The following is a 25,484-nucleotide window of genomic DNA, read 5'->3' on the forward strand; positions in this document are numbered from 1 at the left end:
CACAAAAGAGGGAAGGTCTTTTTTATGTGCCGGTCCTAAGTGCTTTAGACAGCGGTTCAATGATTTTGTCTTTTGATGCATCGCCATTCACTTTTGCTGTAATCCTGTTCTGGTGCAAAACTAAAATGGCCGGGCATCCTTTAAGTTCGAATGTACTATAATACTTTTTCGCCTTGGCAGCCGTTATGACTTTCATTTTCTTCATTTCATCCGGAAATTCCTTTTTCAATTCTATGATTGCATCATAATATGGTGCTTCATTTTGATAGTCAGATTCATCTGTAAAGAAAATCACCTGCTTTTGCGAGCTATCAAGCATTAAATCATCAGCAGCTTTCGTCTTGCTGCAGGAAACGGTCAATATCATAAAAGAAGCTAACAGCAAAAAACGGAAACTCTTCATTTATGCTCACCTTTTCTTCTCTTAATGTGTTAAAAGCTGTAAATAATTTCGTCATAATAGCCCATATTTTAACATAATAAATAGTAATATCTCCGCTTGTCACCCAATTGTTACAAAATTGAAAAATACCCGGCCGGAGTGGTACATATAATACATATAAGCCTGGATTACAAGCAAACATATGAAGGGAATATATATTGCAATTGGCGGTGTTTATATGAAGACTTATTCGGTGATCATGATCCAGCTGATTATATGGAGCGGCTATACTTTTTTGGAGTGGCTTTCTAAGCATGACCATCCAGTTTATAATGTTCTCATGTTTTTTGTATTTTTCTATCTTGCTGTTATTTTGGGTAATTTCATCATAAAATCACCGAAGAGAACTTTTATGGTCACTATGCTGTCTTTGGGGCTGTATGGTTGCTTTCAGGCGGCTCTGGCATTTATTCATTATTGAGAGTACCTGGTGGTAGTTGAACGGAATTTATAAGGCAGCCTGCAGACTTTCCTTTCTAGGGTAAAATGGGAGGACCACTTGAAGATATAAGGTGATGGCAGCATGGGCAGCTAGGACCACTATTCTTAGGAAATAGAAAAAATAGCGGTTCCAGTCGGGTGAGCTAGAATCACTATTCTTAGGAAATAGGAAAATAGCGGTCCCAGCAGATAACCTGTAGCCTCACTTTTGAAAAAATCACAAACGCAGCAGGATAACAATGCTATATAAAAATACACCAACCAAAAAAGCTTCGGGATAAATCATCCCGAAGCTTTTCTATTATGCAGATTTTTGCTGTTTTTCTTTTGTATCGCTCACATTTTCTTCTTTTAAAGCTTTCATCAGTGAAAATACAATCAGGAGCATAATAACTGTAAATGGCAGGGCGGCAATAATCGATGCACGCTGCAGTGCTTCAAGGCCGCCTGTCCACAGCAGTATGGCTGCAGAAGCAGACTGTATGATGCCCCAAACAAATTTAACTTTATTTGGCGGGTTCAGGCTTCCGTTCGTCGTTTGCATGCCAAGCACGAAGGTTGCCGAGTCCGCTGAAGTGATGAAAAAAGTGCTGATAAGGAAGATGGCAAGCAAGGACAGCACCATTGATAGCGGGAAGTGCTCAAAGACAGCAAATAAAGCGATCTCCATGCCATTCTCGGTCATCGTATCCATGATTGGCGTATTTTCAAAGAATTCGAGGAAAATACCGGTTCCTCCAAATACTGAAAACCAAAGCGCACCGAATAATGTTGGTACAGCAAGGACACCGATGACAAACTCCCTGATGGTCCTGCCTTTTGAAATCCGTGCAATGAAGGTTCCCACAAATGGAGCCCACGCAATCCACCAGGCCCAATAGAAAATGGTCCAATCCTGGAACCATGTCAGTTCCTGATCAAACGGGCTGAGCCTGAAGCTCATGGATGGCAGGTTCTGCAAGTAAGAACCGATAGTAGTGGTGAATAGATCCATAATAAAATTGGTAGGCCCTACAAACAGCATGAATAGCAGCAGAAGAATGGCCAGGATGATATTAAGATTGCTCAAGTATTTAATGCCTTTATTAAGCCCTGTCTGGGCCGAAAGCATAAATAAAACCGTGACAGCGGCTATAATGATCATCTGTGTCCCGATGCCGTTGCTGACGCCGCTGAACACATGTGACAGGCCGCCGCTTATTTGAATGGCACCCAGTCCCAGTGAAGTGGCTACACCGAAGACAGTTGCAAATACTGCGATGAAATTGATTAGTACACCAAGCATTCCGTCAACTTTGTCCCCTAAGATGGGACGGAGAATGGAGCTGATGACCCCTGGAGCCCCTTTCCTGAACTGAAAGTAAGCCAAAGCAAGGGCTATCACTGCATAGATGGCCCAAGGGTGGAGTCCCCAGTGGAAAAAGGAATATCTCATGGCTGTTCTGGCAGAATCCGGCGTTTCTCCGTCGCCGAATGGCGGATCGAAATAATGATACATAGGCTCTGCAGCTCCCCAGAATACAAGGCCTATCCCCATTCCTGCACTGAACAGCATCGCAAACCAGGTTAAATAACCGAATTCGGGCTGCTCATTATCTTTCCCTAAACGAATGTTTCCATACTTTGTGAAAATAAGTACAATAGCAAAAATTAAAAAGATCGAGGCTGACAGCATATAAAACCAGCCAAATTTCTCAAGGATGAATCCTTGAACATTTTGTGTAACAACGTCTAAATTTGCATTGGGCAATATCCTTTTTGGAATAAGCCCCCAGATAATAAATAATACAGTTACGATAACTGATACCCAAAAAACTGGTGTCAGTTTCTTCATCCAATCCCTCCAAATCAAATCGTACATATGTGCAGGCTCAGCCATTGCTGATGAATAGGCTGCAGTTTTATGTTTAGAAAATAGTATGGTGTGGAAACAGTGGTTTAGGGAAAACAGCAGATAGAAATACATTACGGATAAAAAGGGGGAGTTATTTCGATTGTCTCTACCAGTTACAAACCATTTTCTATACTAACATTTTATAAGTATAATAAAAAGCATAACGCTTATTGGAGGGGTAATGATGTATAAAAAAACTGCCGCCTTGGTGCTGTCTGCCATGCTGCTTTCTGCGTGCGGTGCAGGCGGAGAAGCAGGCAAAGATAAGGGAGAAGAGACGAAAAATGCCGTGGAAACGGCTAAAGAGCAGGGAAGCAGCGATGCGGAAGAAGCCGTTGAAAGCGGAGAGGCAAGCGGTTCTGATATAGAGGAGACCGGATCCAAGGAGGAACAGCCGGCTGAAACGGAGGGTAAAGAGCCTTTATACCGCATTAATGAAAATAATTGGACTATTGAGCCGCTGGCAGATGCGAACAAAAAAGTGGTCCTCCTTACCATTGATGATGCGCCTGATAAACATGCCGTAGAGATGGCTAAAACATTGCATCAGCTGGGTGTCAGCGCCATATTTTTCGTTAACGGGCATTTTCTGGATACCCCGGAGGAAGAAGAAAAATTGAAAGAGATACATAATCTGGGTTTTCCAATCGGGAACCATACATACAGCCACAGTAATCTAAAGGAAATTACCCCGGCACAGCAAAAGGAAGAGGTATTGAAATTAAATAAACGTGTAGAAGAAATCATCGGGGAAAAGCCTCGATTTTTCAGGGCTCCTTTTGGGATCAATACCGATGCAAGCAGGGAGGCTGCTGCAGCGGAAGGAATGGAGCTCATGAACTGGACATATGGATACGATTGGGAAAAGGACTATCAAAACAAAGAGGCCTTGACGGACATTATGGTCAATTCCCCATATCTGACCGACGGAGCCAATCTGCTTATGCATGACAGAGATTGGACGAATGCAGCGCTGGAGGGGATTGTAAAGGGCCTTCAGGCAAAAGGGTATGAAATTGCGGATCCTGACAGGATCCAAACAGCTTTATAAACCAGAAAAAGAGCGGCATCGAGTGCCGCTCTTTCTTCTTACCTTCTAACATTCCCTTTAAATAATCTAGCTATTATAGTTGTGACTGCGAAAAAGAAAAGAAAATAGCTCAGCTCTGTCAACACGAGGGGAGTAAGCTTGTAATTCGTTTCTTTTTCCAGGGGAGATTCAAATTGTATAACCACCGGATATGCATCCTCCTGCTCTGGCAGATAGCTGGTCTGCTCGGCAAAAGGGAAAGGGCCCCCGAATAGAAGATTCTGTGTTAATGAATCCGGCTTGTCTTCCAGCCTTGCGTCAAAGATGAAAGGGGACACCAGTGTAAAAGCCAGACTGACTATTATGATGATTAGGACTCTTTTCTTCAAGCTGACAACTCCTTAATACCTGAAACTTATTTCAACGAATCTATATTATCATACCTTATTATTTTCGCCCGTTAAAGTACATAATTCTTCCGTTGAACAGCTGCAGTTCAGCCTGGAGTTTCTTAGCTAAAAATTTACAGAATTCATTCGCTTTGCTTTTGTCGCCCATTGCTGCATTTTCCGGCAGGGTAAGCTGTATATAGGATTGGATCCGCTCTGTGCTGTCAGCATCTTGTATCGTTTCTGTTCCTACTCCTATCAGTATCGTATTATAACGGTCATCCAAAGATTGCAGCCAAAGCCGTTTTCCGTCTCCTTGTGTATATTCCTTTATTTCATAAGGAAAGGCTGCTTTGCTGTAACCCCAATCAACCTGATCGCCGGTTTTTGCGGTTATAGCTTTATAATATTCCAGTAAATCTTTTACCTCCTGAATTGTAATCGTTTCCTGGCTTGATGTTTTAACCAGTTTTATGTAAGCGCTGCTCGACATGAAGAAACCTCCTTTAAAAACAGAATATTTAGATTTAATTTTACCATTCTTGTGGGATGCTGTAACCTTATAGAAGTTTTTAAAAGGGAATGATCCTTCCTCCCTGGAAAAAAAGAATGAAAAATAAGCGATAACCCGCAAAATGTGTCATACAATTTAGGCTTGATATTTTAATAATGTTATAATATTATAGATTTAGAGTAAAATAAAACGCTTTCAAAACCAAATTCAGCGAAAAGGGGATTGAACAGATGGGCACAATTGTATGTCAGGATTGCAATTCAACAATCGATCACTTTGAAGATGAAAAGGTAACGGTTCTGTATGCGAAATGCAATTGCAGAAAAGGCGGACAAAAAGAGAAAAGCAATTAGAATCAGCATTAAAAATGATTTTATAGAAGAAAGCATGCAAAAATTGCATGCTTTCTTTTTTAAAGTTTAGGAATTTATAATTAGTAATCCTTGTGGATTATTATCAATTCTTGATCCACGTCCAGCAGCTGCGCCGAGGTCACAAGCCAAACCTCCCAAAAAGGCAAAGAACGCCTTTCCGGGAGGTTCGTCTTGAGGCCCCCCAGGATGGGGGTCATGCAGACGTTGCAGCAGGACGTGGCGTTTTTAGTCTGCGTTCCTTAAGGGGTGGATCAAGGCGCTTGCGCTTTTGTTCCATATTCTTACCTGATCGCTTTATGCTCTTTAATCACACGCAGGAATTTGAAATCGTAGTCCTCAGGTCCCTGGACAGGCAGTCCTGCCTCCATATTTGTTTTAATATAGACAAGATTATCCTTCGTGATGATTTCCCCTGGAATGAAGATTGGGATTCCTGGAGGGTAGACCATGATGAATTCTGCAATGATGCGCCCTTCAGATTCGTCAAAAGGGACAAGCTCAGTTTCTGCATAAAAAGCATCCCGTGGCGTTAACGAAAGCACCGGTATATTAGGCAGCATCACTTTTGCATCCTTACGTTCAGTTTCTTGAAGGCCGCCCGCAGATAATTCCCTGAGTGCCGCAAGCAGGGCATCTGCCTCTTGTTTGGTATCTCCTGGAGTAATGATGCAGAGGATATTATATAAATCTGATAGCTCGACCTCGATATTAAACTTCTCGCGGAGCCATTTTTCTACATCATATCCTGTTACATTTAACTCTTTCACAGAGATAATCAATTTGGTCGGATCATAATCATAAGCCGCCTTGGTTTCAAGAATCTCGTCACCGACACAGTAGAGGCGGTCAACCTCATTGATTTCTTTCCTCATATACTGTGCCAGGTCTATTGTCCGCTCAATCAGCTCTTTCCCCTCTGTAGCAAGTCTTCTTCTTGCAACATCAAGAGACGCAAGCAGCAGATAGGAGGTGGAGGTCGTTGTCAGCATGCTTAGGATCGACTGAACGCGCTTAGGGGAAACAAGATTTCCTTTAACATTCAGGATTGAACTTTGCGTCATTGATCCGCCCAGTTTATGGACACTGGTAGCGGCCATATCGGCGCCAGCCTGCATCGCAGACATCGGCAGGTCTTCATGGAAATGAATATGAACACCATGTGCTTCATCCACAAGGACAGGCACCTCATAGGAATGAGCGATCTCAACAATCTCCTTCAGGTTTGCTGATATTCCGAAATAGGTAGGATTGATAACCAGCACACCTTTAGCGTCGGGATGCTGGCTAAGTGCCTTCTCCACTGAATCTGTAGTGATTCCATGTGAAATTCCCAGCTTTTCATCAACCTCCGGGTGAATGAAAATAGGGGTCGCACCTGAAAAGACAATGGCTGACATCACAGATTTATGAACATTTCTTGGTACGATAATTTTGTCCCCAGGCCCGCAGACTGCCATGACCATCGTCATGATCGCTCCGCTGGTTCCCTGAACTGAAAAGAATGTATGATCTGCACCAAATGCTTCTGCAGCCAGGTCCTGCGCCTGTTTGATGATTCCTTTCGGCTGATGGAGATCATCAAGGGGGCCGATGTTAATCAAATCGATTGACAGGGCATTATCTCCGATAAATTCACGGAACTCCGGGTCAATTCCCGCCCCTTTTTTATGTCCGGGTATATGAAATTGAATAGGGTTCTTTTTTGCATGTGCCAGTAAACCGCTGAATAACGGTGTTTCAGATTGTAGCAACTATTCCCACACCTCTTTAATCATTGTCGTTAATATACTTATAAAACAAATGAATTATAGCATTAAAGCATATGGATGCAAAGCGATTCTAGCCGGCATTGGCAGGCAAATTTGCAGAGCGGCTGAATATATCCCTTTTCTGTAGCATTCGATGAAATACTCTTGACTATTCGCCCCTGCGCCCATACAGTGGATTTCCGGTTTCCCGCCTGTTAAAAAAGGAATTTTCAGCTGCTGTCCCGAAGTATTTGAAGGAGAATTGAGAAGGAAAAGGGGAGACAAAGATGAAATGGCAGACTAGAGTAACGGAATTATTGGATATACAATACCCGATCATTCAAGGAGGCCTCGCGCATCTTGCGTACTCTGAGCTTGCAGGAGCGGTTTCCAATGCAGGCGGACTGGGACAAATAACAGCCATGTCGCTGCCTTCGCCGGAGGAGCTCAAAACGGAAATCAGAAAGGTCAAAACGATAACGGAAAAGCCTTTTGGCGTTAATTTTGCCATCGGGCAGCATGGCAGGCCATTCGAGGGGTTCCTGGAAGCAGCGCTTCAGGAGGGTGTCCCGGTCATTTCCATGACGGGCGGGAATCCGGCTCCGATTTTTGAGATGCTGAAGGGAACTGATGTCAGGAAGCTTGTGCTTGTGGCGGCAAGAAGGCAGGCTGTTAAAGCAGAAGAACTCGGCGCAGATGCTGTGATGGTTGTCGGCCAGGAGGGGGGAGGGCATCTTGGAAGGACAGATACCGGGACAATGGTGCTTGTTCCCCAGGTTTCAGATGCTGTGTCGATCCCAGTGATCGCCTCTGGCGGGATCGGCGACGGCAGGGGCTTGATGGCTGCCTTGAGCCTTGGTGCGGAAGGAATTGAAATGGGCACAAGATTTGTGGCTACAGAAGAGTGTGTGCATGCTTCAAAGCTGTATAAAGAAAGACTGGTCGGGGGATCGGAAAATGACACCATTGTCATTAAACGTTCGCTCGGGGCTCCTGCGAGGGTCATTGCCAACTCATGGGCAGACAGAATATTGGAAATTGAAAAGAATAATGGCAGTTATGAAGAACTGAAGGATTATATAAGCGGGCAGGCAAACAAGCGCTATATCCATGACGGCTCTGAAACTGAAGGATTTGCCTGGGCAGGGCAGGTAATGGGCATGATTAAGGATATTCCTTCAGCTGGCGATCTGGTCAGCAGGATTATTAAAGAAGCAGAAGATATCCGGCGCTCATGGGCAGACTAGGACAAGAATTGCAAAATTTTCTTGGACTGGTTAAAATCAGCTAAGATGCTTGAAGAGGAGTGAACATCTTTGGAATATCAATATCCAATCGACCCGGATTGGTCGACAGAAGAAATTGTAGACGTGATAAAGTTCTTTGAGAGCGTTGAAGCCGCTTATGAAAAAGGGGTCGACAGGGAAATCCTTATGGATTCGTACCGCCGTTTTAAAGAAATTGTACCAGGCAAGGCCCAGGAAAAGACAGTCTGCAGCGAATTTGAAGAAACGAGCGGGTATTCGCCATACCGTTCCGTAAAAGCAGCCAAAGAGGCAAAAGCCGGGGACAAAGTAAAAATGAAGTAAACAAAAGAACCTGCATCGATCTGATGCAGGTTCTTTTGGCAGTTTGGGCGTCTGGACCCGTTTATGCCATTTTGTATAGGGGTAATAGATTTTTAAATACAGAATCAGCTTTCTGCAGGAATTCCTCAGCGCTGAGCTTGATGGCTTCTTCACGCGGTATGTTGACACCGCAGAGGATTTCCGCCTTTTTAACGTTTTCGAGGCGGTCGAACATGGCCTCAAGTTCTGACTTATCAAGGGAACTGTGAGAAACGGCGCCAGGCTTTGTGTGATCTCCTGACCATACATAGCTGCCGGGGATGCTGCTGTAGATTTCGCTTAAGTTTTTCTTTAATGCAGCCCCGAATTCCTTTTTATTGGGTGCTTCGTAAATGGTGGCAAACCAAATGAACACATGGCTTTCCCATAATCCGATCTGAAAATGGGGGAGCATTTTATATCCTCTTGGATTAGCCGCAAAGGCAACCCAGGTATCATTTGGCGGATTGATTGTCCTTCTGGCATGCTTGGCAACATGGGGATGCATTTCATCTCCTGTAAGAGCTGATAAGCCCGGCGCAAAATAGCTGCCCAGCTCCTCAAGCTTTGGACGGATATTTTCTTTCAAGCTATCCATTCTTTCTTCTAGTCCATCTATTTTAAAAACATCAAAGTCTGCATTGGAAAAGCCGCTGAATGGCATATGTATAACCTCCTGCTGATTTTGGCAACATTGTAGCACAGCGCAGGAAAAAGGGGAAATGAACAGCTTCTGACCTCTTATTTACAGGCAATGGGTATCAGCACAATTTTGTTGCAACTGCTTTGAGGACTTCATATTATAATAAAAAAAGATATCTGAAAATTCAACTAAAACCGGAAGGGGTGCAAGATCATGAAACAATTAATGAATTCTGTAAAGAAAAAAGCCGGTGAAAAGGAAAGAACTGCCGTACTGAGGCTTGAAATGGATTATGAATTGGCGACACTTTTCGAAGCAATGGGCGACAATAATGAGAATGTCAAAAAAAGAACAAAACAAAAGCTCGAAAAGATACGTGAAGAGCTGGTTAGGCTGAAAGCGCTGTGAGAGAAAGGCTCTAGCATTTATTTAAATATATATAAAGGTTCATTAAAAAGGAGAAAAAATGTCAGAATGGTCAGCTGAAAACTTCTATAGAAAATAAAAACGGGCTCCCGGTAACATGGGTGGAGTCCGTTTATTATTTTTTCTGAAGGGAAAAAAGAAGGATATTGCTTAATAGAGTGAGGCGGGGGGACGCTATGCTTGAGAAGTTCCTGCATTTCCGATAATCTTATCATTAATATATGGCCGGGCGCAGGGCGCTGGCAGCTGGAGCCCGGCCTTTACGGAGGAAAGAGAAATGACGAACTGGGACCATATTGATGAAAAAGCAAAAGAATGGGTAAAAGAAGCCGGAAGAAGGATTAAGGATTCTTTCCAAAAAACGCTGACTATTGAAACGAAATCCAACCGGAATGATCTTGTGACTGACATCGACCAGGCGACCGAGCAGTTTTTTATCAGCAAAATCAATGAAACATATCCTGAACACCGCATTTTTGGCGAAGAAGGATTTGGGGACAAAATAGAGGATCTGGATGGAGTTGTCTGGATTATCGACCCAATTGATGGAACAATGAATTTTGTTCATCAGCAAAGGAATTTCGCCATATCGATCGGGATATATGAAGATGGGGTTGGAAAGATCGGCCTTATTTACGATGTGGTCCATGATGAGCTTTATCATGCTTTCCAGGGTAAAGGCGCCTATCTGGACGATATGCAAATACCGAGCCTGAAAGAAGCAAGTGTCCAGGATGCTATCATAGGGCTGAATGCTACCTGGGTCACTGAAAACAAAAGGATCGACCCAAGTCTGCTGGCCCCGCTTGTCAGGGATGTTAGAGGCACCCGTTCATACGGATCTGCTGCTATTGAAATGGCTTATGTTGCAACAGGCCGCATCGATGCATATATATCACTGAGACTGGCCCCGTGGGACTTTGCTGGAGGGAATATCCTTATAACCGAATTGGGAGGCAAAGCGACTACCCTGAAAGGGGAAGATCTGAACCTGTTAGAGCAAAGCTCAGTTTTCATCTGCAAGCCTGGCCTGCATGAAAAGATCCTCAGGGACTATTTGCAAAATGGCAGCTGGTAAGATCACCTCAAGGAGCCTTTCAGCAGTAGACTATGCTTTTTTTCAATATTTGGCTGACCATTCAGGAGAATGGCTAGTGCATGAGACACAGGGGAGGGGCATTGAGGAATACATAGAGGTGTATTCAGAACTTGATGGAGAATGGAGAGTGTGGGAGAAGGATGGTGAAAGGGCGGGTGTTACCTTCCATGTAAGAAGGGCACCTTCTAACCGGAAGCCTTGGCTCGGGACTATCCTTGTTCATCCGGACAGAAGAGGGACAGGCCTTGGCTGCGGGATCCTCTTGACACTAGGGGAAGAATTGGCTGCAGAGAATAAGGCGGTATTTGCCGCTGTTCCAGCAAGTGAATCCGGCTGGCTGGAGTTTCTTTCGAAAAGCGGCTTTGAGCAGTATAAATCCGAAAAAGATGAAGGAGGCAAAGAGCACCTCCTTTTGCTGAAGCCTCTTCAGCCATGAACAGCAACAGACTATAAAAAGAAGCCGGACCCCCAATGGGCCGGCTTCTTCGCTGGTTCTATAGTTATAATAATCCGTTTTCGCGCATTTTCTTCTTGGTTTTAAATCCGAAGCCCATTACAAGCACAAGGGCTGCAATACAGGCAATTACCCCGAATATACTTTTCTCGGCAATCGATATGCCGACACCCATGATGCAGGCTGCTGCTGCCACGGCAAAGAATAATAAAGGCCACTTAATGTTTTTCAAAAAAATCCCCCTCCCTAAAGTTTAACCGGGACCAGGCACCTGAAGATTCACTTAAAATCATAAGCAAGTCCAGAATTGAAGCATGGAAAATGTATATCAAGCCCAGTCTTTAGGTATAGTGTAGATATGTGTTCTTTTCTTTAAAATTTATTTTACACAAAAAACTTTTAGTTTACCACTGTCATTATGGTATAATGTTTTAGTTGTGATTGTTTATAAAGCTTTAAAATAAATTAGCTTAGAATATAGCTAGGAGTGAATTTTTTGAAAATCAGAGAAGATCTTCGCAATATCGCGATTATTGCCCACGTTGACCACGGAAAAACGACACTTGTTGACCAGCTGCTGAAACAGTCAGGAACTTTCCGGACTAATGAGCATGTGGAAGAACGTGCGATGGATTCCAATGACCTTGAAAGAGAGCGCGGAATTACCATCCTGGCTAAAAATACAGCCATCCAGTACAAAGATACAAGAATCAATATCCTTGATACTCCGGGCCACGCTGACTTTGGCGGCGAGGTTGAGCGTATCATGAAAATGGTTGATGGTGTTCTGCTTGTTGTCGACGCATACGAAGGCTGTATGCCGCAGACGCGCTTTGTATTGAAAAAAGCGCTTGAACAGAATCTGACGCCAATTGTTGTTGTCAACAAAATTGACCGTGACTTTGCGCGTCCTGCCGAAGTCATTGACGAAGTCCTTGACCTGTTCATCGAGCTTGATGCCAATGAAGAACAGCTTGAGTTCCCTGTTATTTATGCATCTGCCATCAATGGAACAGCAAGTACAGATCCTGAAAAGCAGGATGAGAACATGCAGTCACTTTATGATGCGATTGTCGATCATATTCCTGCACCAGTTGACAATAGTGAAGAGCATCTTCAATTCCAGGTTGCCCTTCTTGACTATAACGACTATGTCGGAAGAATCGGGATTGGCCGTGTTTTCCGCGGAACCATGCAGGTCGGCCAGCAGGTTGCACTCATGAAGCTTGACGGAAGTGTAAAACAATTCCGTGTTAGCAAAATTTTTGGCTTCTTCGGGCTGAAGCGCCAGGAAATTCAGGAAGCGAAGGCAGGCGACCTGATTGCCGTTTCCGGAATGGAAGATATCAATGTAGGGGAAACCGTTACACCTGTTGAGCATCAGGAAGCTCTTCCTGTCCTCCGTATCGACGAGCCTACACTGCAGATGACATTCCTGGTCAATAACAGTCCATTTGCAGGAAGAGAAGGCAAGTTCGTTACATCACGTAAAATTGAAGAAAGGCTTCGTGCCCAGCTTCAGACAGATGTAAGTCTTCGCGTAGAGAACACTGAGTCACCGGATGCGTGGGTCGTGTCAGGACGCGGTGAGCTTCACCTTTCCATCCTGATTGAAAATATGAGACGTGAAGGCTATGAGCTTCAAGTGTCAAAGCCGGAGGTCATCGTAAAAGTAATCGACGGTGTAAGATGCGAGCCTGTTGAGCGCGTGCAGATCGATGTTCCTGAGGAGCATACTGGTTCAATCATGGAATCAATAGGTGCCCGAAAAGGCGAAATGCTTGATATGATTAATAACGGCAGCGGCCAGGTCCGCCTGATCTTTAACGTTCCTGCTCGCGGCCTGATCGGATATACAACTGAATTCCTGACGCTTACCCGCGGATATGGAATCATCAACCATTCCTTTGACAGCTATCAGCCAATGGCACAGGGCCAGGTTGGCGGAAGGCGCCAGGGTGTTCTTGTGTCCATGGAAAGCGGAAAAGCTTCTACTTATGGAATCATGCAGGTTGAAGACAGAGGAATCATCTTCCTTGAAGCCGGAACAGAAATCTATGAAGGCATGATTGTTGGAGAACATACTCGTGAGAATGACATCACCGTCAATATCACAAAAGTAAAACAGGCTACCAATATCCGTTCTGCCAATAAAGACCAGACGGCTACTATGAAAAAGCCGCGCATCATGACGCTTGAAGAAGCGCTTGAGTACCTGAATGATGATGAGTATTGCGAAGTGACTCCGGAATCCATCCGCCTGCGCAAGAAAATCCTGGATAAGAACGAACGTGAACGGATCGCTAAAAAGAAGAAATACGCAGAAACGAACTAAAGACTAAAAAGGAGGAGAGCAATATGATTGCTGAACGCCTGTCTTTTTTCGCCGCGTTATATAAAGTGGACGAGAATCCTGAATTAGGAATGTGGATGCTCTATATAACCATCATTCTTTTATGTGTAGTCGTATTCAAGCTCGGATTTGCCAAAAAGCTCCCGCTGGCAAAGTCGGCTGTCATTTATTTGTTTTTAATCCTGGGCTGCACGGTCCTGACCTTTTTGGGAGTCTTTCTCCCAATTGGGGAGGGCCTGGTGGTTGCCGCCCTTATCCTGATCATCTATAAAATCAGGCTGCACCAGCAGAAAAAACAGGAAGCAGGCATGTAGCAGCCGGGGAGGCAGGTCGTTATGATGAAATCTCTGCAGGATTCAATCTATAATTGGCTTACAATCAAGGTTGTTTGCGATGCACGGCCGGAGGATACTGCAGCTGCAGAAACGGAAGAAATGTTCAAAGCGATTCTGACTGAGGACTTAAAGCTTTCAGAGATTGAGGCTGTTAAAGAAGCGGATTTTTACACTGTCTTTTTTACAGATAAAAATGAAAGAAGAAGCTTCCGTTTTCCGGCTGAGCTGATCGATGTCATGCTGGACCAAATCAATGAAGAGCCGGAGAAATATCCGAACTTCCCATTATAAGAAAAACCCGCTTCCCTCATCAGGGCAAGCGGGTTTTTCTGATTCCCAGCCAAAAGAAGCTGGCGAGGACTATGCTGTAGAGAATATGGCCTGCTGTCCACAAACCGAATGCCATCATATCACCCGGGAGCGGTACCTGCCGCTCTGCCAGAAGGGAGAGTGGAAAATAGAGCAGGAGGGCAGGAAAAGTGATGGCAAACGACCATAAAAAGCATCCCCGGAGTGTCGGCCATTTTCCGGCCTGCAGAATAAGCAGCAGGCAAAAGCTTAACAGCAGCGAAAATAGGAGATGGAAAAAGAATTCAGATGCCTCGCTCCAGCGAATATCCCCCAGCACGGGAATAAAATCGATATTCAGAAGCAGCACATACACTTTCTTGCCGGTCAATGTTTCAGCGGCCTTCAGGAATAATCCCAAAAAAAAGCCTGCTCCAGCCCCGGAGGCAAGGGCGGTTTTTACCATTCCTCTTCTTCCGTGCGGCTCCGGTAAAGCTTAAAGTTGCCTGTGGCGGCCCTTTGGTTGGTTTTTTCCGTTATTCTTTCTTCGCACGGCTTGCACATATACGTATGGATCGGCCGGTTACGCAGGCGTTTTGCCTGAAATGATTCATTTTCAATCGATTCTATCTTATCGCAAAGCACACATTTTACTCTCATAATGACACCCCGATTTATTAATGTAGTTGAATGATCAGAAGTCTGAAGCAGCACTGGTCCTCGCGGCCGGCCCTCTGCCTATTTTTCAGCCGGAGGGACAGCCCGTCAGAAAAGCTGCTTATCTATATTGCTTATTTATATTATAGTACAGTTTGGCAAGAGTTTCGAATTAGATTGCACCGGGGGCAGAGCATCTGGGAACGGGTTCTTGAAAGTTGGGGAAAGTCATACTATTATAGGACTAAGAGGAGGGGAAAGTAATGGCAAATCAAGTTGAGCCGAGGCTGATCAAGCCCTTATTCGATGAGCTTCAGCAGGAGCGGTTTGTTACTCTCGCAACAGTGGACCATGAAACAGGCGGGCCGAACGTGAATGCTATATCATGGGTCCTGGCAAAGGATGAAGAAACAATCTGCTTTGCTATTGACAGCAGATCGAGGATTATTGAAAATATTAAACATAACAGGCATGTAGTCATCAATATCATTGCCAACGAATCTACATACTCCATCCAGGGAGAAGCGGCAGTGAAGCTGGAAAAAATGGAATCTGTCCCCCTCAAGCTGGCACTTGCAGAACTGAAGATCAGTGAGGTAAGGGATGTTATGTTTTATGGATCTAAAATGACAGCTGATCCCCAATATGACAAAACATATGATAAAAAAGCAGCAGAAAGGCTCGATCAGCAGGTGATGGAGGCCATGAAAAAAGCTTAGTCGCGGGACTAAGCTTTTTTTGTGCTGATTCATATAACTTTAATCTTTATGGTAATTCGATTGCTTTTGCTGCTTATCCTCCAGCTCAGAACGTTCTGATGAATTGAGCTTGTTTTTTGGCTCCTCGGTCGCATCCTTCGGCTGGGGCTCAGTGATGTCCCCGGGAACTTCAGGCATAATCCTTCCCGTGATATCTGCGAGTTCATTCAGTATGCCCTGGATGGGACGCCCGTTTTGTATATCCTGGCCGACTTCCCGGATCCTCGCATTCAAGTCCGGGTCTGCTACTACAAGCGCCCTTGCCCCATGAGGGTCGTTGCGCAGGCTTTCTGTAACAGAATATTTAATGGAGCCCACTTCAGATCTGTCTATATCTTTATCCACATCAATCCCTACAATGGCATATCCTGCGAAAACCACAGCCGCCGCATCTTTGACATTTGGCACCCTTTCTGCCAGATCTACAAGATGCCTTGAGATCTCCTGTTCTGATTCCCTGCTGTTATTCGTAATGGTGCTGTTCTTAACATTCACCAGATTCCGGCTGCCGTCATCTGCTGATTGGCTGTTCGCAGCACAGCCTGCCAGCATTGAAACAGCGGCTATATAACCAAGCCATCTCTTCAATTTAAGCACCTCCAATTATTCTTATTCCAGATGTTTTCCAGATGCTGAAAAGCTACATGCCCGGGAAAGTTCTTCGTAAGGATTATTCTGCAAAAATTCGTCTATCTTTATGCAGGAAAACATATAGTTTACCAAGGCTTGTTTCTTAAAGCTTATGATTGCTTCTTCAAGCCAGGCAAAATGCAGGCTCCGGACAGCGAAATATAAGCCTTAGAAGAAACATTCATTTTGACCTACAAGGAGCAGGAGGCATCATATTGACGAAAATATATGTATTGGATACCAATGTCCTGCTGCAGGACCCGCATTCTATCTTTTCTTTTGAAGACAATGAAGTAGTCATTCCGGCAGTTGTCCTGGAAGAGGTTGACTCTAAGAAACGATATATGGACGAGGTTGGGAGAAATGCAAGGCAGGTTTCGAGGCTGATTGATAATCTGAGGGAAACCGGCAAGCTGCATGAAAGGATTCAGCTTGAAAATGGCGGGGGACTCAGAATTGAGCTGAATCACCGGTCTTTTCATGAATTGCAGGAGATATTCATTGAAAAAACAAATGACAACCGGATCCTTGCAGTCGCAAAGAATCTTTCACTGGAAGAAGAGACTAAGGAAAACGGCCGCCCGGTCATACTTGTCAGCAAAGATGCATTAGTGAGGGTGAAGGCGGATGCAATCGGGCTTCAGACAGAAGATTTTCTGAGTGACAGGGTGGTTGAAAATGACCATATTTATACGGGATTTCTTGAGGTGTATGTAAGCGTCGATCTTTTGGGGAGATTTTATGAAAAAGGGGAGGTGCCGCTTGCTGATATAGCCAATCACCCTTTTTATCCCAACCAATTCATCATTATGAAAGATGCACTGGGCTCTTCTTCTTCTGCGATAGGCATAGTAGACCAGGCGGGAAAGAAAGCCAGAAAGCTTGTGTTTGACGGGGACCATATCTGGGGGATCCGCCCTCGCAATGTACAGCAGACAATGGCCGCAGAGCTCCTTCTCCGTAAAGATGTGCCGCTTGTGACGCTGGTTGGGAAAGCGGGGACAGGGAAGACACTGCTCGCACTGGCAGCCGGCCTGATGCAGACTGAGGATTTCGGAGAATACAAAAAGCTGCTGGTGGCCAGGCCGATCGTTCCTGTAGGCAAGGATATCGGCTATCTCCCGGGGGAGAAAGAAGAAAAATTAAGGCCATGGATGCAGCCGATTTACGATAATCTGGAATATCTTTTTAATGCCAAGAAACCGGGCGAGCTTGATGCCATCCTTGCAGGGATGGGGTCGATCGAGGTCGAGGCGCTCACATATATAAGGGGAAGAAGCGTGCCGGATCAGTATATCATCATTGATGAAGCCCAAAACCTTACCAAGCACGAAGTAAAGACCATCCTTACCCGGGTGGGAGAAGGAAGCAAGATTGTCCTGATGGGAGATCCGGAACAGATCGACCATCCGTATCTTGATGCCTTCAATAATGGACTTACCTATGTAGTGGAAAGATTTAAGGACCAAAAGATTTCAGGCCATACTAAGCTTATTAAAGGGGAAAGGTCAGGTCTGGCACAGCTGGCAGCTGATCTTTTATAAGAGGTATATATATGGCGGGCTGGAGCGGGATATAGCAGTTTCAATTTCATGTCATCCGTATGGCGCACGAAAAAGGGGAACTTGAGCCGCTGTATCAGTAAGAGAGGGAACAGCGGCCTTTATGGAACTTACTCCTGTAATACAAAAGCTGATTACGCCCTGTAGAATATTAATCTTATGCCCATAATTAAAGAGGGCGGAGCATCCCGGCTCCCCCCTCCTGCATGATAATCAGCGAACGATGAACTGCTTTATATGCTTGATCGGATTATCCTTATTGCTTCCGTCTCCGTAATAGACGTGCACAGGGCCGTCCTCTTTCAGCGGCTTGCCGTTCAGAGAGTAGCCGAGGATCAGATCTTCAGCGGTTTCCAGCGGCATTTCCACCTCGCCGTCACCGGCAGAGATGACAAAGGAAGAGGCATCTTCAGCAGGTTCGGCATTTTTAAGGAAAGGCTTTAAGGGAATGCCAAAAGTCCCGTTAAGCACTTTTTCTTTCTCGAATTTTTTTTCGGTCTTTAATGTCGGAGGATGGACAGCACCCTCCATGATTTCTCTGTCCCAGTGCTTTGAAACTGATTTTGTATACTCTTCGAGCTCATCCTTTTTGATGATATCAGCGTGAAAGAATTCGTTCAGGTCTACCCTTCGGTCATCAAAAATCCATACACCGGGATCAAGTGTGATCTCAAATTTCACTTTCCCTTTTATCATTATGATATTGTCCATAACTAGCTACCTCCTGTATGTACCTTCTTAAATTATACCTATTTTTGTCTGTGAAAGATACTATGGGACCCTCACACTGGAAGCCCCTCCTGGCGGGGTGCTGGTATTTCTCCCCGCATGTGCAGCTTTCCCCTTATATGTCTTGCATTTTTGCCTTCTTAAGTATAAAATTTATAGATAGATAATCGCTCGGAAACGGGGGGATCCATGTTGGCGTCAGAACTGATAGTCGATCATCAAGAAAGAGCCAATGCCTTGCTTAAGGCGGACGCTGATAAAATATTAAAGCTTATTAAAGTGCAGATGGATAATCTGACAATGCCCCAGTGCCCTTTGTATGAGGAAGTGCTTGATACGCAGATGTTCGGTTTATCCCGTGAAATAGATTTTGCCGTCCGGCTCGGGCTCATCGAGGAAAAGACAGGCAAAGCCATCCTGGGAGAGCTTGAAAAAGAACTCTCCATCCTGCATGAAGCTTCATTAAGAAAATAAATGTAAAAAACTCAAACTTTCTTTTAACACAAGGGTTTGAGTTTTTTTGTACATGCTATGGTAAAGAAAAAGAAGTGCAGCATAATTTTAAATAGTATGACATAATTCTGATGTTTGATGAATTAATATGTTACATTAAAATTAACATTTCTTTACTTCAATGCAGGAATCTCCTTTCTATAGTAGAATAGGTAATACAACGCAGAAGATGAGGAAGAGGTTGGATGTTCAAAAAAATATTAAAATCATACGATTACACATTGATTGCTGTCGTCGTTATGCTGGCATTATTCGGTCTCATTATGATTTACAGTGCAAGTATGGTAACAGCCGTGCAAAGGTATGGCTTCGAAAGCGACCATTTCTATCAAAGACAGAAGATCTATCTGCTCGGGGCCGCCTTAGTATTTATTTTCACAGCACTCTTTCCCTATAAGGCGCTGATCAGCAATAAGATCCTTGTTCCGATGGTTTTCGGTTCACTGATCGGCCTTGGCGCTTTGTTTATATTCGGCCATGTGGCAGGGAATGCGCAAAGCTGGTTTAAACTCGGGCCATTGAGCCTCCAGCCTTCAGAATTTGTAAAGATTTTTGTTATTATTTATCTATCAGCCGTTTATGCAAAGAAACAGAGCTATATCGACCAGTTTAATAAAGGGGTTGTCCCACCCCTGGTATACTTGATCCTTGTCTGCATGCTTGTGGCTGTACAGCCGGATTTCGGGACAGCGGCAATCATTTTCCTGATATCGGCCACAATCATCCTGAGTTCCGGCATGAGCTATAAAAACATCTTAAAGCTGTGTCTGATTGCCTTTATCATTGCCCTCCCGTTTATCCTGATTATGAATGACAAGCTCTTCTCCGATGTGCAAATGGCCAGGATCCAGGTTCTTCAGGATCCCTTTGCAGATGCCCAGAATGACGGGTATCATCTTGTCAACTCTTTCCTGGCTCTCGGAGCAGGCGGTGTAAAAGGGCTCGGCCTCGGGCAGAGCGTGCAGAAGCTTGGCTATCTGCCAGAACCGCACACAGATTTCATCATGGCTGTCATAGCAGAGGAGCTGGGGGCATTCGGTGTTTGTTTCGTTCTGCTCTCACTTGGGTATATCGTTCTGAGGGGCCTGTACATAGGGATGAAATGCAAGGATCCTTTTGGAAGCCTGCTTGCCATCGGCATTGCTGGGATGATCGGCATCCAGTCATTCATCAACCTCGGAGGGATTTCAGGCGTGATACCTCTGACAGGGGTCCCGCTTCCATTTGTGAGCTACGGCGGATCTTCACTTCTGCAGCTTTCAATTGCGATGGGGATTCTTGTAAACGTATCAATGTTTGTAAACTATGAATCTAAATATAAAAATAGAGCCAGCGAAAAACAGGCAGAACAAAACCAGAAAGTTTCCGGGGGAGCCTATTTTTATAAAAAATAAGCGCAGGGGACGTGTTTTTTCCTTGCGTTTTTTTACACATTCACTCTTAATACAGGAACGCTTTAAAGCTGCAGGCATTTAAATCAGGGCTGCAGGCTTTGGCCGCTTTGCTGCAGAATCTCTGCTGCAAAGCGGCCGAAGTCTTTACATATAGCAATACAAATTAGCCAAGCCTTTCTGCAAGTTCCGGAAAGGCATCTAAAAGACTATGGATGGGGTGGAATTTGTGAGCAGACAAATTAATAAGGTACTGGTTGCCAATAGAGGAGAAATCGCAATCCGGGTTTTTCGGGCATGCACTGAGCTGAATATCCGGACCGTGGCTGTTTATTCTAAGGAAGATTCAGGCTCCTACCACCGGTATAAAGCAGATGAGGCGTACCTCGTCGGAGAAGGCAAAAAGCCGATTGATGCCTATCTGGATATAGAGGGGATCATCGGGATTGCGAAGGCAAGAAATGTTGACGCCATTCATCCCGGCTATGGTTTTTTGTCAGAAAATATTGAATTCGCTAAAAGATGTGAAGAGGAAGGCATCATTTTTATTGGACCAACTTCCCGGCACCTGGATATGTTCGGGGACAAAGTAAAGGCAAAAGATCAGGCGATGCGTGCGGGAATCCCTGTCATTCCGGGGAGCGACGGGCCCGTTAAAAGCCTGGAAGAAGTGATTTTATTCGGGAAGGACCATGGTTTCCCGATCATCATCAAAGCCTCCCTTGGCGGCGGAGGCAGAGGGATGAGGATTGTCAGAAGCCTTGATGATGTGAAAGAGGCATACGAAAGGGCGAAATCAGAAGCGAAGGCTGCTTTCGGGAATGATGAGGTTTATGTTGAAAAATTCATCGAAAACCCTAAGCATATCGAAGTTCAGATCATCGGTGACAAAAGCGGGAACATCGTCCACCTGTTTGAAAGGGACTGCTCAGTGCAGCGGCGCCATCAAAAAGTGGTCGAGGTTGCACCGTGCGTCTCTCTCTCTGAAGAATTCCGCGGGAGAATCTGTGATGCGGCTGTAAGGCTGATGAAAAATGTCGACTATGTGAATGCCGGAACAGTGGAATTCCTTACCTCCGGGGATGAGTTTTTCTTCATTGAGGTAAATCCCCGCGTACAGGTTGAGCATACGATCACTGAAATGGTGACAGGGGTGGATATTGTCCAGACGCAGATCCTTGTCGCAGAAGGATTTGATCTCCATAGCCGGGAAGTGGGGATCCCTGCACAGGAGGATATAAAGATCAATGGCTATGCGATCCAGTCCCGGGTTACCACTGAGGATCCTCTGAACAATTTTATGCCTGATACGGGGAAGCTCATGACCTACCGATCCGGTGGCGGTTTCGGGGTGAGGCTCGATGCAGGCAATGGCTTCCAGGGGGCTGTTATAACCCCATATTATGATTCACTGCTCGTCAAACTGTCCACATGGGCACTAACCTTTGAGCAGGCTGCTTCAAAAATGGTGAGGAACCTGCAGGAATTCAGGATCCGCGGAATCAAGACAAATATTCCTTTCCTTGAAAATGTCGTCAAGCACGAGAAGTTCATTACAGGGGAATATGATACATCTTTCATCGACAAATCGCCTGAGCTGTTTTTATTCCCTAAACGAAAAGACCGCGGCACAAAGATGCTTGCCTATATCGGCAATGTAACAGTCAACGGCTTCCCGGGGGTAGAGAAAAAGAAGCGGCCGGTTTTCGAGAAGCCGAGGATTCCGAAGCTCCGCTATAACCAGGAATACCAGGACGGGACAAAGCAGATCCTGGACAGCCAGGGTCCGGAAGGTCTGGTGAAATGGATCAAGGAGCAGGATAAGGTCCTATTGACTGACACCACCTTCCGTGATGCCCATCAGTCCCTGCTGGCCACGCGCGTACGTACGACTGACATCGCGCATATTGCAGAACCGACAGCAAAGCTTCTGCCGGAAATGTTCTCTTATGAAATGTGGGGAGGGGCAACCTTTGATGTTGCATACCGTTTCTTAAAAGAGGATCCTTGGGAAAGGCTTCTCAAGCTAAGGGAAAAAATGCCGAATGTCCTTTTTCAGATGCTTTTGAGGGCTTCCAATGCTGTAGGCTATAAAAACTATCCTGATAATGTGATCAGGGAGTTTGTTCAAAAGTCTGCTTATGCAGGCATCGATGTTTTCCGTATATTTGACAGCCTGAACTGGGTCAAAGGGATGGAAGTGGCGATAGAGGCTGTGCGTGATACCGGCAAAATAGCAGAAGCAGCCATCTGCTACACCGGCGACATTTCGGACAGCGCGAGGACCAAGTATAATCTGGAATATTACAAATCAATGGCAAAGGAGCTTGAAAACCAGGGAGCGCATATTCTGGCAATTAAAGATATGGCGGGGCTGCTCAAGCCGAAATCAGCGTATGAACTGATTTCAGAGCTGAAAGAAACAGTTGATATTCCAATCCATCTTCACATGCATGATACGAGCGGGAACGGCGTCATGACCTACAGCAAGGCTATCGAGGCCGGTGTGGACATTGTGGATGTTGCACTAAGCACGATGGCCGGCCTGACTTCACAGCCAAGCGCAAGCTCCCTGTATTATGCCCTTTCAGGAGAGGAACGCCAGCCTGAAGTAAATGTTGAAGCACTGGAGCAGCTGTCCCACTATTGGGAAGATGTCCGGAAATACTACCAGGATTTTGAGTCCGGAATGAAGTCTCCACATACGGAGATCTATAAGCATGAGATGCCTGGAGGGCAGTACAGCAACCTGCAGCAGCAGGCAAAAGCGGTAGGCCTTGGGGAAAAATGGGACCTGGTCAAGGAAATGTATTCCCGGGTCAACCACATGTTCGGCGATATCATAAAAGTCACTCCTTCATCAAAGGTTGTCGGCGATATGGCTCTGTATATGGTCCAAAATGAATTGACAGAAGAAGATGTCATCACACGCGGACACTCGCTCGACTTCCCTGATTCTGTAGTTGAACTGTTTGAAGGGTCTCTCGGCCAGCCTTATGGCGGCTTCCCGAAAGAGCTTCAGGAAGTTATATTAAAGGGTAAAGAACCAATCACTGTAAGGCCGGGAGAGCTTCTGGAGGACGTGGATTTCGATAAGCTTAAGGAGAAGCTTTTCCACGAGCTCGGAAGGCCGGTGACAAGCTTTGAAGCGATTGCCTATGCACTGTATCCGAAAGTATTCATGGAATACTGCAGCACTGTCGAGCAGTTTGGCGATGTTTCCGTTCTGGATACGCCGACCTACCTGTACGGCCTGAGGCTGGGAGAAGAAATAGAAGTGGAAATTGAAACTGGAAAAACGCTGATTGTAAAGCTTGTTTCCATCGGACAGCCCCAAGCGGACGGCACCAGGATCGTTTACTTTGAATTGAACGGGCAGCCCCGCGAGGTTTCCATCAAGGATGAAAGCATTAAAATTGCTGCATCTGCAAAGATGAAGGCTGATCCTAAAAATGAGAAGCATATAGCAGCATCCATGCCAGGTACAGTTATTAAGGTTATTGTTGAAAAAGGGGAAAAGGTCGAAAAGGGCGATCATCTGATGATCACGGAAGCGATGAAGATGGAAACGACCGTCCAGGCCCCTTATTCCGGTACGGTCGGTGAAATCCATGTTGCAAATGGGGAAGCCATCCAGACTGGAGACCTTTTGATCGAGCTTTCGAAATAGAGGAAATCAGGGCCGAAAGAAAAAATATAGCAAAAGAGGATGGGCAGCCGGTGAGTTGCCCATCCTCTTTTTTATGAATACAGCAATGAAGCATTTTTTTAAAGCTGTTTCATCGGTCCTTATTGAACAGGAACAGACCGGTGTGCCGCATTGTTTTCTTTTTCAGCTGCAGGCGGCACGCTTGCAAGTGCTGCGGCGTTTTTCTTGCTCCTTGCAGTAAGGAGGATAAAATAGCTGAAAACACCGAACAGGCATGAGATGAAGAAGGCATGTCCAAGTGCAATGAACAAGTTGAGGCGGGATATAACAACCATCGCTCCAAAAGCAACCTGAAGGGACACAAGGATAAAGGATATAATCCATCCCCAGAACACGACCTTCTGGTGGCGGTAATGCCTGACGGCCAATATGGTGATATAACCTACCCAAAGAAAAATAATTCCGGCAGCAGCCCTGTGGCCCATCTGTATCCATTCATACATATTGCCCGGCAGCATAATGCTGTCATTCAGGCAGAATGGCCAATCGCGGCAAACAAGGCTGGCATTGGTATGCCTGACGAGGGCACCGCTGTACACGACCGCATAAGAATAAATCGTAATGCCGATGATATGCTTTTGCATCCGTTTATCCAGAACAAGCTTTTCCGCCTGGAACTTTTTATCCACCTCAAAAATCAAAAGTGTGAGGAGCAGGACTGAAGCAAAAGATATCAGGGAAATCCCGAAATGAAGGGCCAGTACAAAATCTGACTGCCCCCATTTAACCGCAGCTGCTCCGATCAGACCCTGCAGGACGAGAAAGAAGAAAGAGACAAGAGCAAGGAATTTTGTTTCTCTTACATGGCCCAGCGCTTTCCAGGACCAGACCGAGAGCACCAGGACCAGTATGCCGACCCCGCCGGATACAACCCGGTGGGCCAGTTCGATGATCAGCTCCGGCGTTATATTGCTCGGGATGAGCTCTCCGTGGCAGAGCGGCCAGGATCTTCCGCATCCCATCCCGGATTCAGTTTTTGTCACAAGAGCCCCTCCAAGGAGCACCATCAGCATTCCGATCGTTGTCAGCACTGCAAACCATTTAAGCAAACGCTGCAATCATGTCACCTTCTTTTAAATTAATTTCATAAATTGCCATAATAGACTTAATCTGTATAATAATAGGGTATAATAGTTCAGGTGAGGCAGCCGGCGCATCGTATCACGAAAACGCTGACTGTTCGATACTACACAATTATGGAGGATTTTACAACTCCCCGGCAGCATATTCCGGCTATAATCTATTATTCATTCAAGTCAGTTGTACTAATAGGTAAGATCTCCGTAATGCTTCAATTATATATTATGCTAAAAAAGTAACCAGTTACAATGTTTGTCATCTCCTCGACACAAATTAGTCATAATTAATTCGAAAAAAATTCACAAAAAAACGCCAAAGTATGATTTAATATACAGAGGCATAGTTATTTTTCTACACAAACTTTTGACAATTTTTATGACATTTGAATAGTAATAACTGCTATTTCGATTAGCATTCC

At 45.1% G+C, this 25,484-nt stretch carries 27 protein-coding genes; 15 read left to right on the forward strand and 12 right to left on the reverse strand.

Annotated elements, in window-relative coordinates:
- Positions 1-22: 22 nt before the first annotated feature.
- A complete protein-coding gene (locus N288_RS08185) occupies positions 23-403 on the reverse strand; it encodes a hypothetical protein (protein WP_022543673.1) in 381 nt (126 codons plus the stop codon).
- A gap of 781 nt (positions 404-1,184) precedes the next feature.
- Positions 1,185-2,717, reverse strand: coding sequence for a glycine betaine uptake BCCT transporter (locus N288_RS08195; protein WP_022543674.1), 1,533 nt, complete (start codon positions 2,715-2,717; stop codon positions 1,185-1,187).
- A gap of 241 nt (positions 2,718-2,958) precedes the next feature.
- On the opposite strand from N288_RS08195, the gene N288_RS08200 reads away from it, so the two are divergent.
- Positions 2,959-3,828 carry a polysaccharide deacetylase family protein gene (locus tag N288_RS08200; protein WP_009791098.1) on the forward strand — a complete coding sequence of 290 codons (870 nt, stop codon included), beginning with the start codon at positions 2,959-2,961 and terminating at the stop codon, positions 3,826-3,828.
- 38 nt (positions 3,829-3,866) lie between these two features.
- On the opposite strand, the gene N288_RS08205 is transcribed toward N288_RS08200, so the two are convergent.
- Positions 3,867-4,196, reverse strand: coding sequence for a hypothetical protein (locus tag N288_RS08205; RefSeq protein WP_009791099.1), 330 nt, complete (start codon positions 4,194-4,196; stop codon positions 3,867-3,869).
- Between the two features lie 58 nt (positions 4,197-4,254).
- On the reverse strand, positions 4,255-4,689 hold the full coding sequence (locus tag N288_RS08210; RefSeq protein ID WP_022543676.1) for a DUF1885 family protein: 435 nt from the start codon (positions 4,687-4,689) through the stop codon (positions 4,255-4,257).
- Between the two features lie 251 nt (positions 4,690-4,940).
- Between N288_RS08210 and N288_RS24645 the strand changes: the two genes are divergently transcribed.
- Entirely contained in the window at positions 4,941-5,063 is a 123-nt protein-coding gene (locus N288_RS24645; protein ID WP_083783061.1) for a GapA-binding peptide SR1P, read from the forward strand.
- A 302-nt stretch (positions 5,064-5,365) separates the two neighbouring features.
- Here N288_RS24645 and N288_RS08215 read toward each other — a convergent pair whose 3' ends face one another.
- Entirely contained in the window at positions 5,366-6,835 is a 1,470-nt protein-coding gene (locus tag N288_RS08215; protein ID WP_009791103.1) for an aminotransferase class I/II-fold pyridoxal phosphate-dependent enzyme, read from the reverse strand.
- 284 nt (positions 6,836-7,119) lie between these two features.
- Here N288_RS08215 and N288_RS08220 point away from each other — a divergent pair, with 284 nt between their 5' ends.
- On the forward strand, positions 7,120-8,079 hold the full coding sequence (locus N288_RS08220; protein ID WP_022543677.1) for an NAD(P)H-dependent flavin oxidoreductase: 960 nt from the start codon (positions 7,120-7,122) through the stop codon (positions 8,077-8,079).
- 69 nt (positions 8,080-8,148) lie between these two features.
- Positions 8,149-8,421 (forward strand): UPF0223 family protein, encoded by a 273-nt coding sequence (locus N288_RS08225; RefSeq protein WP_009791105.1) that lies wholly within the window; start codon positions 8,149-8,151, stop codon positions 8,419-8,421.
- 61 nt (positions 8,422-8,482) lie between these two features.
- Here N288_RS08225 and N288_RS08230 read toward each other — a convergent pair whose 3' ends face one another.
- Positions 8,483-9,103, reverse strand: coding sequence for a YktB family protein (locus N288_RS08230; protein ID WP_009791106.1), 621 nt, complete (start codon positions 9,101-9,103; stop codon positions 8,483-8,485).
- A 192-nt stretch (positions 9,104-9,295) separates the two neighbouring features.
- Between N288_RS08230 and N288_RS08235 the strand changes: the two genes are divergently transcribed.
- The 3 genes from N288_RS08235 to N288_RS08245 all read left to right on the forward strand — a co-directional run bounded on the left by N288_RS08235 (position 9,296) and on the right by N288_RS08245 (position 11,043).
- Positions 9,296-9,490 (forward strand): hypothetical protein, encoded by a 195-nt coding sequence (locus N288_RS08235; RefSeq protein WP_009791107.1) that lies wholly within the window; start codon positions 9,296-9,298, stop codon positions 9,488-9,490.
- A 295-nt stretch (positions 9,491-9,785) separates the two neighbouring features.
- Positions 9,786-10,586 carry an inositol monophosphatase family protein gene (locus N288_RS08240; protein WP_009791108.1) on the forward strand — a complete coding sequence of 267 codons (801 nt, stop codon included), beginning with the start codon at positions 9,786-9,788 and terminating at the stop codon, positions 10,584-10,586.
- A 76-nt stretch (positions 10,587-10,662) separates the two neighbouring features.
- A complete protein-coding gene (locus N288_RS08245) occupies positions 10,663-11,043 on the forward strand; it encodes a GNAT family N-acetyltransferase (protein WP_156917001.1) in 381 nt (126 codons plus the stop codon).
- Between the two features lie 64 nt (positions 11,044-11,107).
- Here N288_RS08245 and N288_RS08250 read toward each other — a convergent pair whose 3' ends face one another.
- Entirely contained in the window at positions 11,108-11,293 is a 186-nt protein-coding gene (locus tag N288_RS08250; RefSeq protein WP_009791110.1) for a YlaF family protein, read from the reverse strand.
- 264 nt (positions 11,294-11,557) lie between these two features.
- Between N288_RS08250 and typA the strand changes: the two genes are divergently transcribed.
- From typA to N288_RS08265, 3 genes are read left to right on the forward strand one after another with little or no spacing between them, the layout of a single operon-like run.
- Complete coding sequence (gene typA / locus N288_RS08255) at positions 11,558-13,396, forward strand: translational GTPase TypA (protein ID WP_009791111.1); 1,839 nt, start codon at positions 11,558-11,560, stop codon at positions 13,394-13,396.
- A gap of 23 nt (positions 13,397-13,419) precedes the next feature.
- Positions 13,420-13,728, forward strand: coding sequence for a YlaH-like family protein (locus N288_RS08260; protein WP_009791112.1), 309 nt, complete (start codon positions 13,420-13,422; stop codon positions 13,726-13,728).
- Positions 13,729-13,752: 24 nt separating this feature from the next.
- Entirely contained in the window at positions 13,753-14,040 is a 288-nt protein-coding gene (locus N288_RS08265) for a hypothetical protein (protein WP_035401075.1), read from the forward strand.
- Positions 14,041-14,059: 19 nt separating this feature from the next.
- On the opposite strand, the gene N288_RS08270 is transcribed toward N288_RS08265, so the two are convergent.
- Together N288_RS08270 and N288_RS08275 are read right to left on the reverse strand one after the other, a co-directional pair.
- Complete coding sequence (locus tag N288_RS08270; RefSeq protein ID WP_009791114.1) at positions 14,060-14,503, reverse strand: hypothetical protein; 444 nt, start codon at positions 14,501-14,503, stop codon at positions 14,060-14,062.
- A complete protein-coding gene (locus N288_RS08275; protein WP_009791115.1) occupies positions 14,497-14,697 on the reverse strand; it encodes a YlaI family protein in 201 nt (66 codons plus the stop codon). Before N288_RS08275 ends, N288_RS08270 begins: the two co-directional genes overlap by 7 nt.
- 260 nt (positions 14,698-14,957) lie before the next feature.
- On the opposite strand from N288_RS08275, the gene N288_RS08280 reads away from it, so the two are divergent.
- Positions 14,958-15,413, forward strand: coding sequence for a pyridoxamine 5'-phosphate oxidase family protein (locus tag N288_RS08280; protein ID WP_009791117.1), 456 nt, complete (start codon positions 14,958-14,960; stop codon positions 15,411-15,413).
- A 39-nt stretch (positions 15,414-15,452) separates the two neighbouring features.
- Here N288_RS08280 and N288_RS08285 read toward each other — a convergent pair whose 3' ends face one another.
- Positions 15,453-16,040 carry a YhcN/YlaJ family sporulation lipoprotein gene (locus N288_RS08285; RefSeq protein ID WP_022543679.1) on the reverse strand — a complete coding sequence of 196 codons (588 nt, stop codon included), beginning with the start codon at positions 16,038-16,040 and terminating at the stop codon, positions 15,453-15,455.
- 257 nt (positions 16,041-16,297) lie between these two features.
- Here N288_RS08285 and N288_RS08290 point away from each other — a divergent pair, with 257 nt between their 5' ends.
- A complete protein-coding gene (locus N288_RS08290) occupies positions 16,298-17,626 on the forward strand; it encodes a PhoH family protein (RefSeq protein ID WP_009791119.1) in 1,329 nt (442 codons plus the stop codon).
- A 231-nt stretch (positions 17,627-17,857) separates the two neighbouring features.
- Here N288_RS08290 and N288_RS08295 read toward each other — a convergent pair whose 3' ends face one another.
- On the reverse strand, positions 17,858-18,355 hold the full coding sequence (locus N288_RS08295; RefSeq protein ID WP_009791120.1) for a molybdopterin-binding protein: 498 nt from the start codon (positions 18,353-18,355) through the stop codon (positions 17,858-17,860).
- Between the two features lie 210 nt (positions 18,356-18,565).
- On the opposite strand from N288_RS08295, the gene N288_RS08300 reads away from it, so the two are divergent.
- From N288_RS08300 to pyc, 3 genes are all read left to right on the forward strand, one after another.
- Complete coding sequence (locus tag N288_RS08300) at positions 18,566-18,847, forward strand: YlaN family protein (RefSeq protein WP_022543680.1); 282 nt, start codon at positions 18,566-18,568, stop codon at positions 18,845-18,847.
- Positions 18,848-19,071: 224 nt separating this feature from the next.
- Positions 19,072-20,280: an FtsW/RodA/SpoVE family cell cycle protein gene (locus N288_RS08305; protein ID WP_009791122.1), complete on the forward strand. Its 1,209-nt coding sequence runs from the start codon at positions 19,072-19,074 to the stop codon at positions 20,278-20,280.
- 226 nt (positions 20,281-20,506) lie between these two features.
- A complete protein-coding gene (gene pyc / locus N288_RS08310) occupies positions 20,507-23,947 on the forward strand; it encodes a pyruvate carboxylase (protein WP_022543681.1) in 3,441 nt (1,146 codons plus the stop codon).
- 119 nt (positions 23,948-24,066) lie between these two features.
- On the opposite strand, the gene N288_RS08315 is transcribed toward pyc, so the two are convergent.
- Entirely contained in the window at positions 24,067-25,044 is a 978-nt protein-coding gene (locus tag N288_RS08315) for a COX15/CtaA family protein (protein ID WP_022543682.1), read from the reverse strand.
- Positions 25,045-25,484 lie beyond the last annotated feature (440 nt).

The organism is Bacillus infantis NRRL B-14911, assembly GCF_000473245.1.
GTDB classification, from domain to species: domain Bacteria; phylum Bacillota; class Bacilli; order Bacillales; family Cytobacillaceae; genus Bacillus_AB; species Bacillus_AB infantis.